Source organism: Shewanella sp. 492 (assembly GCF_059338445.1).
In genome coordinates, this window is sequence record NZ_CM181702.1 from 534977 (window position 1) to 547291 (window position 12315).

Sequence of the window (12315 nt, forward strand, 5' to 3'; positions counted from 1 at the left end):
TTAACCTGCAAAGCTCAACAGGCCCTAGCCTAATATCAAAAAAGTGTCTCGTGTTGTTAAAGCAATGACTCCCCGGCTTTCGGGGGAGTCATTGTCAGTTATTGCAGGGATACTGACTCGCTTTTTAACTTTACTTAGCGTGCTTTACTCCTTGCTTGTTTTTCATCGGGTCGCCGTCATAACCTAAGGCTTGCCAATCCATACGAGTGCCTTTGTTGTGGCAGTCGTTACATTTAAGAGCTTGAGCTGATGGTGATACCATATGGTTGATGCGCCACCACATTTCGGTTTCAGCAAAGCCATGCTCGCCACTGTATGTGATACCTTGCTCGGTTAATGCTTGGTTAGCTTCCATACCCAGTTTGGCGGCTTTATCCCAGTCGAAATTTTTCCAGTAGCCGCCTTTGCCATAAACCTTGGCCGTGACAAAGATATTTTGTTTCTTATCGTAGATCTGTTTGCCTCTGTGTACCTTGAAGGGATAAATTTTTGCGTTTTTATCTTTGATATCACCCATAGGGTAAGTCAGTTTGGTGACCTTAGTGGGATCCATTTTATCGCCGACCATGTAGGCATCGGCTTTGCCGTTGTACCAAGCATATTCAGGAGCTACCATCTTAGCCCACACGAAGCTGCCTTTTTTCTTCATAAAGGTGTGCTTGCCATATTCATCGACGGTTTCTTCTTGATCGCTACCAGCAGTAGACCAATCCCAGCTCATCTTGGTGGGCTCATTGCGCGCAAAGAAGGGGATATGGCATGTCTGACAAGCCACACTAGCGGTATGGGTGTTAAGGCGGTTATTGCTGTGAGGCGCAGCTTCATGGCAGCTTTCACAGCCAATGTCATTCGTGCCGCCTGGTGATACACCCATGGCATTACCGCTGATTTGATGTTGCTCGGTAGCATGGCAGGTTTGGCACTGGAAGTCGTTGCCATCGCTGTCCATATGGACATCGGTTGCCTTATCTGGGTAAGCCATGGAGGAGTCGAGATCGCCATGTTTAACCGCATCTCCACCGCCGCCATAGAAGTGGCAAGTACCGCAGTTATCGCGGACTGGCATACCGACATTTTGCGCTACGCGCTCAAGGTTGACCTTGGCTAGCGCTTCACCCGCACCGGCAGGATCTTTAATATAGGTCCCTGTGGTGTCGTGACAGACCAAGCAGTCGACCTTGGTCATGTCGGTGAAGTCGAAGCTGTCGTCTTTCCAGCCATAACCGGCATGGCAACTAGTACACCTGGGTTCGTTACCAGAGATTGAGGTGCAAAAGTTATTGATGGCGTTTTTTTTGCCACGTTTAACTGTGCGTCCGGGAAGTTCTTGTTGCAATTCCCACGTCCAGTGGGATGATTTCATAAAGTCTTTAGCATGATCTTCATGACATTTAACACATTGTGCCGTGACTTGTGTCCCTTGGGTAAAGGGGCCTTCAATGGCGTCTTTATGGGGATTGTCTGCGGCATTGGCGCTGGCCAGTCCCAATAGCCCCATGGCCATTATCGAGATTAAAAAGCGTGGATGTTTCATAGGGTGATCCCTACCCCCGGCGCAGGCCGGGGGATAGTCTAAGTTTAGAAGTTGACTGTTAACGAGGCATTGATGTCAAAGGCGGTGTCGACCACAGGCAGCATCGAATAAGCGCCGCCTTCAATGACATCATCAATTTTTTGCGGCGCGCCAACAGGGGTACCGCTACCTGTGTATTCATAGTCGTAATACAGCCCTGCCAGTTTGATAAACATACGTGGGTTGATATCAAACATGTAGTAGGCTTCGGCAACATGACCACGGGTGGCAAGCTTACTGCCAATAGGATCGTCTTGCGCTTGAGTAAACGGAGTCCAGTATTTAGAGCCATAGTTATATTCCAGACCTAACTTACCGTAAGGCGCCGGAATTTGGATGCCGACATAAACGCCGTACCCATCTTTAGTGTCGGCGCTATCGGCGGCGTCTGGCATCATGATAATTTCGCTGCCGTCGGCGTTGAGCTGTGCTTCAAATACCGCATCACTTAACATGCCGCCAAACATACCGGCATTGCCGTTGCCTTCGGCTCGTGTCCAGCCAAAAGAGGCGAATAGCTTCATATCCTCATCGCTTTCATAGGCGTAACCGACCCCCCCTAAATACATGTCACCAATCACCCCACTAGGTTGTACCCGGGTTTGAAAGTTGAAGTTTTCAAACTTCTGCATATCTTGGTACATGGTTGGGGCAAAAATGCCTGCCAGTTGAGTAGGAAAAGCCATGGTGCCTTTGAAGCCGTCGTTAATGTCTTTGGCACCAAACAGAGTAAATTGCAGGAAGTGGTTACCGTCGTTGATGGCGTCGATATTAAAACCACCTAGATGTGTGTCTTTGGTGACGATATCACCAAACATTTCGCCATTACCCCATTGTGACTCAAAGCCTTGGCCGTAACAGAAACGGACCACTTGGCCATCAATACCAGTGATCTCGCCTAAGTTGTAACCTAAGGTGGCGCCATCGAAGTTAAAGTTGACTAAGTGACCTGATGGCGTGCCGCCGCGCTTCTCGTTTTCCCTGTAATGTGATGGTGGGCCATAGGTTGAGGGGCGACGACCGATAGAAAGATAGGTGTTGGTGCCACCGATGTTTTTCCAATCGAAGTAGGCGCGCTCGACTCTGAGCCAATCACCGCTGGTATTGCCACTACTACTGCCATCCATGGTGAACGAGCGCCATGAATCAAATACTTGGGTGCCAGTCGAGTCCCCCCAGTTTTTATACATGCTTAATCGAGCTGAAAAGCCAACGTTGTCCCATACTTTGGCTTTTAGATTGAGTCTGAGGCGGGTGGTATAGAAAATATCGTTATCGATATCTTGTACCGATTTGGGCGCCAGCACATAAGGCATTACTCCCTGCAACATGCCATTTTGGAACGCACTGGCTAATTCAGGGTTGGCGCTTAACATCTTGCCTAATGGCGAGTTGGCATCGTTTGGCATTCCAAAGGTGCCAGACATGGCTTTTTGGCCAAAATCATTGAAGTCAACTTTGATGGCTGGGTTCCAAGTGACATTTTGATAATGCAATGAATGAGCCTTGGTACGAAAATCTCCTGTGAGTTGGATTCTATCCAGTGCTGTGTGGCGCTCATTTTTGTCTACGCGGCTATTAATATCGTCAATTTCTTCTGATAGCTCAGCTAGTTGCTGTTTTAAGTCTGCCAGCTTTTGTTGTTCTTGGTCGGCACTGTACGCGCCGCCAGAAAAGGCTAATGCATTGGCAATTAAAATCGATAGTAGTGTACGCATCTTTGTCTCTCCGTCGCGCGAGGTGCGCAGTAGATGGGCTTAGTGAGTTTTAACCGCAAGTCTGTGGTTGATCGGAATCTGCCGCATGGTCATAAAGAAACTGCTGAATATCCAAGCGGTCTTTTTCGGAGAGTTGCTCAAAAACCTCAGGCTTAACCTTGTGTTGATCACGTTTAAAATAGCGATCCCACTGGCTCATGGTTTTACTCATCGGAGTGATTTCACCGCCCGCATCGCCTTTGCTATGGCAGGCTTTACACTCTTTCTTGTAGAGGTGTTTACCTTTTTTCGGGTTACCGCCATCTACGGCATAAACTTGGGCGCCTAACGAGAATGTGAACATGATGCACGTTGCAATTTTTACTATGTTTTTCATCATCTTTCCTTAATCACCACCCGTGGTGATTTTTTATTAAACAAAGCGGGTGTTTGTTGTTAAAAAGTTTACTAAAGGAGTCGAGATGTGAGTTTGAGGTTGATCACCTTTACAATAAAAATCTAATTGATAAAAATATCATTGATATTAATCTAATTGATGTGATTTAAGTTTTTGTATTAAAAGCCTTTTGTTGTTTGTTGTTTTTGCAGGGATGAGGTGTTGGCTATCAATTACTGGTGGAGGTGAATCACACTTTAGTAGTTAAACATCTGCTAAATAATGGCTGTAATGTTAATGAACTTGTTATCGCTAACGCTGTGATTGTCGTCGAAAGGGGGCGTTATTTTTGGGAAATACGTCGCGATGGGCAGTATTTTGATCTTATCAGCCATAGTGGATTATCGAGCATATTTACGCAGCAGAGGCTGGGGGAGTAAAGGTTAAATACGGGCTAAATATCAGTATTTTTACTTGCCATATCATCTAGCACTTAAGAAATGAACTATCTTTAACAATCGAGCGTACTAATCTTTCAACACGCTTAAAATGACCATTATTCGGAGGGGGGAGAAAAGGGAATGAAGTGCCTTAGCATAATAGTGTTAATCACGCTGATGAGTCTCACTAGGTTTTCCTTTGCCGAGCAGCAATATGATGGTGTACATAACTCTGCCTTAAACAGTTCACACGTTGCCGTAAGTCATCAACATGGAGATCTCTTCAATCATCCTGTCTTGTCAGTGTTAGATGCGACTAAAGAGGCGCGGGGGATTGCATCGCCGCAAGCAGAGAGAACCTCTGCGACACAAGGTACATCGATTGTCTTGCCGACGGTGCAGATGCCAATGACACTGTTTCATAAGACTTATATCGAGGCGGTAGGTGTTGCAGATGCGATTCAAAGCAATTTAGACCATTTTGATGTTAACAATCCTGCAAATGTTTCAGAGTTAGGCTCTCTCGGGGCGTTGGTGTCGGGGGGAGTGTCTGATGTTGGCGTTGTATTGAGTTTTCCTCTATCAATTGTCAACATGCCAATATCGGTTGGGCTCTCGCCCAAAATACAGCGTATCGACACTTACAATTATGTAGTTAATGCGAATAACGTGACTTTTGATAGTGGTAATGATTCCCCCTATCGTAATGATGATACGGTATTTAATCTTGATGTTGGTGTGGTAATTAAGCCTTTTAATGGGCTAACCGTTGGCTTGTCTGGACGCAATTTAATCGACCCAAAACAACAGAGTGTAGAGTCATTAGGGCGGCAATTTACTTATCGAGTTGAGCCTTTATATACTGCTGGGGTGGCTTATGATTGGGCTGCACTTACCCTAACAAGTGATATCGATTTGAATGCTCATCAAGGTTTCGATGAAGTGGTTAGTACACAATATTGGCGCTTCGCAGGGGAGCTAAAAACCACGGATTGGTTGGCGTTACGTGTGGGTTATCGCCACAATTTAAACAATACCGCAATCGACCTGTATTCGGTTGGTACAGGCTTTAGTATTGGTCGCACCTTTAATCTGGACTTAACCGGGCTGTTTGGCAGTGATGATGCCATTGGGGGCGTGATCCGAACCTCATATCATTTTTAGTGATTATCTTGTTTGCTGATTTTTATTCCCTTTTACGGACACCTATTTGAGGTCGTTACGTTAGTTCTATAATCGATTTTACCGCTAAGATCAGCGCACTTGTACTGCACAATATCAGGGTAAGGCGTTGGGTTTTTTGTTTGTCGATGCCGCCGACAATACGATTAGCAACTACAAAGCCTAGCAGGACCGATGGTAGCAATAGCATTGAAAGATACAGATGACGCAGTGTGAGTAATCCACTGAAAGCCAAAATGATTAAGGCGATCATTGAGCTAAAGATGAAGAAGGCTGACAAGGCTGCGCGAAACTGTTTGGCGTCTTTTCCCGAGAGTAAAATAGCCATTGGCGGTCCACCAATGGCAGCGATATTACCAAAGATCCCCGACAATATGCCCGCCATAAAAAGATTACTGCGATTTATGGGGAGACGTAGCTTGAATAGGCTCAGAACCACGGCTAGAGCCACAATGATTGCAATGGCTAATCCCAATACTGGTTGTGGTGCTAGCAATAATAAGGTTGCGCCTAATATTCCGCCAGGGATACGCCCCAGTAAAGCATATTGTAAGCCGTTAAATTCCAGTGCGCGCCTCTCTCTTAGCAGGGTGAGTAAGGCGATAGAAAAGCCCATCATAATGACAGGTGCGGGCACTAGGCTTGGGTCGACGAGATAGAGTAACGGCGAGGCGACAACGGCTAAGCCAAAACCGATCAGGCTTTGGGTTAGGGCGCCAATAAAGATGATCAGCGACGCTAGGCCAAGGATCATGGGATCAATCATAAGTTCAGGCACTATACCACCAGGGGTTGCAGTGTGTTTAGACGTGATAAAGAGGAGGGATCGCAGTGCGATCCCTCTTTAGCAAAACAGGATAGGTAAAGTCGATTTACTCGACGTCTTCCCATTCGATGCCCATCTCAGTCATCAGCTTTTTCACTTCGGCTGGAATACTGTCGGGTTTGTCTTTTGACAAGTCATCATCATGGGGTAAAGGTTGGCCAGTATAAGCATGCAAAAAAGCTTCACAAAGCAATTCGCTGTTTGTAGCGTGGCGTAAGTTATTCACCTGACGACGAGTGCGTTCGTCGGTTAAAATCTTAAGCACCTTGAGGGGAATAGAGACAGTGATTTTTTTCACTTGCTCATTCTTCTTACCATGTTCAGCATAGGGGCTGATATAATCGCCATTCCACTCAGTCATTGACTCACCTGTTAATTCTCAAATTCGGGGCAGATTTTATACCCTTACCGGGTACAGTCAAATTATTGCCTCTAATTTTTGTTAATTGCAAATAGATTTCTACATGTTTGGACGTCTAAACGTCTAAATATGTTGACGCTACCGCTTGCCTTAGGTACATTTAGACGTCCAGACATCTCTAAAGTATAGATGACTGCCGCCGATTTAACTTTAGGAGTAAAAGATGACTGAGCGTAAATTAGCCACGGCAGCTGTGCGTGGGGGGATAGAATCCGATACCCAATATGGTGCCGTTGTACCGCCCATCTATTTGTCGACCAATTACTCCTTTGATGGCCATCAACAACCGAGAGATTTTGATTATAGCCGCTCGGGTAATCCGACTCGCTGTATTTTGGCTGACGCCATAGCGGAGCTCGAACGTGGCACGGCAGGCATAGTGACCTGCACTGGCATGGCGGCCATCACCTTAGTAACCAATTTACTGGGGCCCGATGATCTACTCGTGGTGCCGCACGATTGCTATGGCGGCAGCTATCGACTATTTACCCACCTCGCCAAGAAAGGGGCATTTAAACTGGCAGTGGTTGACCAAACGAATGCCGCTGCTTTGGCAGACGTTATTGCTCGCCAACCTAAAATGGTCTGGTTAGAAACCCCTTCGAACCCATTACTGCGCGTGGTCGATATCGCAGCGATTGCGAGCCAGAGCCATGAAGTGGGGGCGCTAGTGGTAGTCGATAACACCTTTTTATCGCCTATCTTGCAACAACCTCTGTTGCTCGGCGCTGACATAGTGATCCACTCAACGACTAAATATATCAACGGGCATAGCGATGTGGTCGGCGGCGCGGTTGTCGCTAAAGATGCTGAAGTGGGTGAGCTGTTACATTGGTGGTCTAATACCTTAGGGTTAACCGGCTCAGCCTTCGATAGCTATTTGACCCTACGCGGCTTAAGAACAATTGCGGTGAGAATGCGTCAGCATCAAGCCAACGCACAGCAGGTGTTGGCTTTGCTAACCCGTCATCGCGCCGTTGATAAGGTCTATTATCCTGGTTTGGCGGACCATCCAGGCCATGAGATCGCGTTAAAACAGCAAAAAGGTTTTGGTGCCATGCTCAGTTTTGAGTTAAAAGGTGGCGAAGCAGAGCTTATTGCCTTTTTAAATGCGTTAGAATACTTCTCTTTAGCCGAAAGCTTGGGTGGAGTAGAGAGCTTAGTGGCGGTTCCTGCTACCATGACCCACAGAGCGATGGAGCCAGCGGCTCGTTTAGAGGCAGGGGTGAAAGATACCCTTATTCGTTTATCTGTTGGGATTGAAGATGGTGACGATCTGGTGGCAGATATTCAAGCGGGTTTAGATGCGGCTATCGCGGTAAGTTGTTAAAGGTATTGAGGAGCAAAAAATGACACGATGTCATTTGCATAAATTTGGCGGTTCTAGTTTAGCGGATGCAGATTGTTACCGCCGTGTCGCTCATATATTACTCACCCATGGCCATAGCGATGATCTCATCGTGGTTTCTGCTGCGGGCAAGAGTACTAATTTTTTATATAAATTACTTGAGCTAACCGAGTCCGGTCTGTTGTGGCAAGAAGAGTTGCAAGTGTTGATCAGTTACCAGCAAAATCTGATCGAGCAACTGTTATCTAACGAACAGGCGCGCAGCTTGCGCGAGCGTCTATCGACCGATAAATCCCAACTCAGCACATTACTTTCTCTTGCCGATTTAACGGATTACCAACGCAATCAAGTGGTTAGTTTTGGCGAACGCTGGTCATCGCGTTTACTTGCCGCGCTGCTGCGTGAATCAGGCGTCGGGGCAGTCGATGTGGATGCGCGCACTTTATTAGTGGCCGATGAAGGGGCGGTACCGCAAATTCGCATAGGGCAATCAAAGCAAAAAGTGCAGGCGATGCTGAATGCTCACCCTAATGAACGCCTAGTGATCACCGGTTTTATCTGTGCTAATGATAAGGGCGATACCCTGTTGCTGGGCCGTAATGGTTCAGACTTTAGCGCCACCTTGCTGGCCAGCCTCGCCAATATTGAACGGGTGACCATTTGGACCGATGTGGAAGGGGTGTTTAATGCCGATCCCAATCGCATTAACGATGCACGCCTGCTCAAAAGCATGTCATTAACCGAGGCTAATCGCTTAGCCCATCTTGGTTCGCCGGTACTGCATAACCGTACCTTACAGCCACTGTTTGACACTAACGTGAGCCTAGCGGTGCGCTCGAGTTATGCGCCCCATACCGATTTTACGCTTATTGCGCCTAAGAGCTTATCGGCTAGCGCGCCCGTCGTTACTAGTCTACCTAGCGTGTCGTTGTTTAGCTTAAGCTTTAATGCCGAGCTGCCTCAATTATTAGAGTGTTTTGCTAAGGCAGGACTGGCTCCCTTGGCCTACTGGTCATCGGCGTCTGGCCTTGCAGAGCTAGCCTTTACCCACGAGAGTGAAAAACAAGCGCGGGCGATATTTGAAGTCAATACTCAAGCATTGGGGATCGATGCATTAGAGGTGCGACAAGACTTAGGTTTAGTGGCGTTGGTCAGTGCCGATGCTGCACTTTATCGCCGGGGTTTTTCACGCCTATTAAGCCGCGATGCTCACCCATTGTGTAACGATGGCCTAAGTTTGGTCACTTTGGTCCCTAAGGGGCAGGTGAACCTATTGACGCAAAAGGTACATCGTCGCTGCGCTGGCCCGCGTAAACGTATCGGAGTATTACTGCTGGGTATTGGTAATATTGGTGATGCGTGGATTGAGCTGTTTAAGCGGGCGAGACCGGTATTAAACAAGGAGCTTGAGGTCAGTCTCGAGTTAGTGGGATTACTGAGTTCCAAGCTGGCGCTATTAAGCGAGACCGATATCGATCTTAATCACTGGCAGCAGCAATTTAATGAGCAAGCAACCCCTTGGGATTACAGCCACCTGTTTGAACGATTACGCCATGTTGAATGTGATGAACTTATCGCGTTAGATATCAGTGCTAGCGCCGATTTAGCGTTGCAGTATCCAGCATTTTTTGCCCGTGGTATTCATATGGTTAGCGCCAATAAGCTGGCTGGCAGTGGGCCTTTACCTTTTTATCAAGAATTAAAACAGCAGCTGGATAATCGTCGACTTTTTTGGCGCTACAATGCCAGTTGTGGTGCGGGATTACCCGTGCAACATGCCCTAAATGATTTACATAACAGTGGCGACGCCATCGAAGCGGTGGGGGGGATTTTTTCCGGCACCTTATGCTGGTTGTTTGAACATTTCGATGGTACTAAACCCTTCTCTGAATTGGTGCTGCAGGCTAAGGCGCTTGGGCTGACAGAGCCCGATCCGCGTGACGATCTGTCGGGGCGAGATATGCAGCGTAAATTGCTTATCTTAGCGCGAGAGATAGGCCATGATATTGAGCTTGATGATATTGCGCTGCACTCTTTAGTGCCGCCGCATCTTGCGCAGCTCCCGTTGGCTGAATTTATCGAGCGTATCAGTGAGCTAGATGCTGAGATGCTACGTCAATATCAAGCGGCTGCGGAGCAAAATAAAGTGTTGCGCTATGTGGCTTCCTTGCAACACAGTGACGGTCAACTTGCAGCGCAGGTCGGGATTGAGTGGGTGGATCGCAACGATCCTTATGCTAACTTAACGCCCGGTGATAATGTGTTTGTGATTCGTAGTCACTTTTATCAAGATAATCCTTTGATTATTCGTGGTCCAGGTGCCGGCCGTGAAGTCACCGCTGCTGCGGTGCAATCGGATCTGGCGCAGATCTGCCGCGATCTATTGCAAGAGTAACCTCTTCTCAGACGTCATACCTTAAGCGGCCCAAGTTAGCACTTGGGCCGCTTTTTTTGTCGATAATACCGCTATATAGTGCATCTAATACTTCATCTCAATGCCACATTATTCGCTTTTTCTTGGAAAATTTCTGTTATCCAGCCGGTAGTTATATCGGCAACACCTTGTCGGTAAGCAGGTAATACATTTTATGTAACAATGGCTTGATGCTCATGTCGCTCATGCTGTAATCGGTTTGTTGTAGAGGCGAATAGACTATTTTAATTTTGGTTAACTTTTACGCTTGACTTAGAACTGAGTTTCTCTAGTATGTAGACATATAGACGTCCAAACGTCTAAGTACTATCGTCGAACGTCTGAGGGAATAAAGATGGCTTTTCACCACGCGCAACATGCAAACTCATTAAACCAAAGCTTGTCTGAGCTTAATGGTGACATTAACGTCTCGTTTGAATTCTTCCCGCCAGCCACCCCTGAGATGGAACAGATCTTGTGGAACTCAATCAGGCGTCTCGAACCGTTAAAGCCTAAGTTTGTCTCGGTAACCTATGGCGCTAATTCCGGCGTACGTGATCGTACCCACGGGGTGATTGAACGCATTCAGAAAGAAACCGATCTGGTGGCTGCGCCGCACCTGACCTTAGTGGATGCCAGTGATGAAGAGCTAGTTGAGCTGGCCAAGCATTATTGGCATTCCGGAGTGCGTGACATAGTGGCACTGCGTGGCGATTTACCCGAGGGCAGTGCCAAGCCCACTCGATTTGCTAATGATTTGGTGCGCCTATTACGTTCGGTGGCCGATTTTGATATCTCGGTAGCGGCTTATCCAGAAGGCCATCCTGATGCGACCAATGCGCAAGCGGATCTGATTAATTTAAAAAAGAAAATTGATGCAGGGGCCAACCGTGCTATCACGCAGTTTTTCTTCGATGTCGAGTCCTACTTACGTTTTCGTGATCGTTGCGTGGCCGCGGGTATTGATGTTGAAATTATTCCAGGCATCTTACCTGTTACCAACTTTAAGCAACTTAAACGCTTTGCTGGCATGACCAATGTGTCGATTCCCCGCTGGTTACATAACCAATTTGAAGGCTTAGATGACGACCCTGCGACACGACAAATGGTAGGTGCTAATGTGGCCATTGATATGGTGAAAGTGTTATCGCGAGAAGGAGTTAAAGATTTTCATTTTTACACCTTGAACCGTGCCGAGCTAACTTATGCGATTTGCCATACTTTAGGGGTTCGTCCAGGGCAATAAGTCTAGGTTGTGTTGCCATCGTTATGTTTGAACGCATCCTGTTATTGAACGGATGCGTTTTTGTTTTTCGGGGAGCTTTTATAATTTTTTTGATGAAATCCATTACCTTATTCGTTCGAATCCCTCTATCATTAAGGGCAGTTATAATCGGGAGGATATTATGAGATCGATAACGTTAGGTTCGGCTTTGTTGTTATTGTCGATGCCTTTATTGGCAGAGCCAATGGCGATGCCGCCATCAGCACAATTGTGTGCGTCATGTCATGGCCCAACAGGGCAAGGTGTTGAGCCATTAGGCCCAAGATTAGCAGGGCTATCTGCTGAATATATCACTCAGCAGATCAAGTTGTTCCAAACAGGCCAACGCCAAAATGCCAGCATGACGCCTATGTCTATGGTGCTCCAAGGTGATGCAATTAAGCCTGTCGCGGACTATTTCTCATCTCAAGAAGTGCCTGAAGTCAGTGTTCACCTTCGCGGTGAAGCCGCAGTGTACAGCGACCCAACCCAAGAATTAGTGTATCAAGGTGACTGGGACAGAATGATCCCAGCATGTGTCACCTGTCATGGTCCGTCTGGCATAGGTGGGGGCCAGTTCCCACGTCTTGCTGGTCAGCAGGCAAGCTATATCAAGACCCAGTTACTTGCTTGGCAAGCGGGCACTCGCAAGGGTGATGTAGATGCAATGATGGGGACCATTGCAAATAAGCTAACCGCAGAAGAGATTGATGCGTTAGCCAAGTATTTTGCCGAGATCAAATAGGGAGTCTGA

General features: G+C 47.2%; 10 protein-coding genes. 5 read left to right on the forward strand and 5 right to left on the reverse strand.

What is annotated here, in order from left to right; all coding sequences use genetic code 11:
* Positions 1-130: 130 nt before the first annotated feature.
* From AC5YBX_RS02415 to AC5YBX_RS02425, 3 genes are all read right to left on the reverse strand, one after another.
* Entirely contained in the window at positions 131-1504 is a 1374-nt protein-coding gene (locus AC5YBX_RS02415) for a tetrathionate reductase family octaheme c-type cytochrome (RefSeq protein WP_494524785.1), read from the reverse strand.
* Positions 1505-1578: 74 nt separating this feature from the next.
* A complete protein-coding gene (locus AC5YBX_RS02420; RefSeq protein WP_494524302.1) occupies positions 1579-3291 on the reverse strand; it encodes a DUF3373 domain-containing protein in 1713 nt (570 codons plus the stop codon).
* 49 nt (positions 3292-3340) lie between these two features.
* Positions 3341-3670, reverse strand: coding sequence for a c-type cytochrome (locus AC5YBX_RS02425; RefSeq protein ID WP_475515766.1), 330 nt, complete (start codon positions 3668-3670; stop codon positions 3341-3343).
* Between the two features lie 614 nt (positions 3671-4284).
* On the opposite strand from AC5YBX_RS02425, the gene traF reads away from it, so the two are divergent.
* On the forward strand, positions 4285-5271 hold the full coding sequence (gene traF / locus AC5YBX_RS02430; RefSeq protein ID WP_494524303.1) for a conjugal transfer protein TraF: 987 nt from the start codon (positions 4285-4287) through the stop codon (positions 5269-5271).
* A 55-nt stretch (positions 5272-5326) separates the two neighbouring features.
* Here the strand turns inward: traF and AC5YBX_RS02435 are convergent, their stop codons facing one another.
* Complete coding sequence (locus AC5YBX_RS02435; RefSeq protein ID WP_494521671.1) at positions 5327-6055, reverse strand: sulfite exporter TauE/SafE family protein; 729 nt, start codon at positions 6053-6055, stop codon at positions 5327-5329.
* Positions 6056-6161: 106 nt separating this feature from the next.
* Positions 6162-6476: a met regulon transcriptional regulator MetJ gene (metJ, locus tag AC5YBX_RS02440; RefSeq protein WP_110455796.1), complete on the reverse strand. Its 315-nt coding sequence runs from the start codon at positions 6474-6476 to the stop codon at positions 6162-6164.
* A gap of 223 nt (positions 6477-6699) precedes the next feature.
* On the opposite strand from metJ, the gene metB reads away from it, so the two are divergent.
* The 4 genes from metB (at position 6700) to AC5YBX_RS02460 (ending at position 12306) form a co-directional block, all read left to right on the forward strand.
* Positions 6700-7866, forward strand: coding sequence for a cystathionine gamma-synthase (gene metB / locus AC5YBX_RS02445; protein WP_494524304.1), 1167 nt, complete (start codon positions 6700-6702; stop codon positions 7864-7866).
* Positions 7867-7885: 19 nt separating this feature from the next.
* Positions 7886-10279, forward strand: coding sequence for a bifunctional aspartate kinase/homoserine dehydrogenase II (locus AC5YBX_RS02450; RefSeq protein ID WP_494524305.1), 2394 nt, complete (start codon positions 7886-7888; stop codon positions 10277-10279).
* Positions 10280-10652: 373 nt separating this feature from the next.
* Entirely contained in the window at positions 10653-11543 is an 891-nt protein-coding gene (gene metF / locus AC5YBX_RS02455; RefSeq protein ID WP_475515770.1) for a methylenetetrahydrofolate reductase, read from the forward strand.
* Positions 11544-11745: 202 nt separating this feature from the next.
* Positions 11746-12306: a c-type cytochrome gene (locus tag AC5YBX_RS02460; RefSeq protein WP_475516914.1), complete on the forward strand. Its 561-nt coding sequence runs from the start codon at positions 11746-11748 to the stop codon at positions 12304-12306.
* Positions 12307-12315 lie beyond the last annotated feature (9 nt).

Excerpts from the sequence above, each read along its gene's own strand:
- AC5YBX_RS02415 (WP_494524785.1), bottom strand. The coding sequence starts at position 1,504 with ATGGCCATGGGGCTATTGGGACTGGCCAGCGCCAATGCCGCAGACAAT.
- AC5YBX_RS02420 (WP_494524302.1), bottom strand. The coding sequence starts at position 3,291 with ATGCGTACACTACTATCGATTTTAATTGCCAATGCATTAGCCTTTTCT.
- AC5YBX_RS02425 (WP_475515766.1), bottom strand. The coding sequence starts at position 3,670 with ATGATGAAAAACATAGTAAAAATTGCAACGTGCATCATGTTCACATTC.
- traF (WP_494524303.1), top strand. The coding sequence starts at position 4,285 with ATGAGTCTCACTAGGTTTTCCTTTGCCGAGCAGCAATATGATGGTGTA.
- AC5YBX_RS02435 (WP_494521671.1), bottom strand. The coding sequence starts at position 6,055 with ATGATTGATCCCATGATCCTTGGCCTAGCGTCGCTGATCATCTTTATT.
- metJ (WP_110455796.1), bottom strand. The coding sequence starts at position 6,476 with ATGACTGAGTGGAATGGCGATTATATCAGCCCCTATGCTGAACATGGT.
- metB (WP_494524304.1), top strand. The coding sequence starts at position 6,700 with ATGACTGAGCGTAAATTAGCCACGGCAGCTGTGCGTGGGGGGATAGAA.
- AC5YBX_RS02450 (WP_494524305.1), top strand. The coding sequence starts at position 7,886 with ATGACACGATGTCATTTGCATAAATTTGGCGGTTCTAGTTTAGCGGAT.
- metF (WP_475515770.1), top strand. The coding sequence starts at position 10,653 with ATGGCTTTTCACCACGCGCAACATGCAAACTCATTAAACCAAAGCTTG.
- AC5YBX_RS02460 (WP_475516914.1), top strand. The coding sequence starts at position 11,746 with ATGCCTTTATTGGCAGAGCCAATGGCGATGCCGCCATCAGCACAATTG.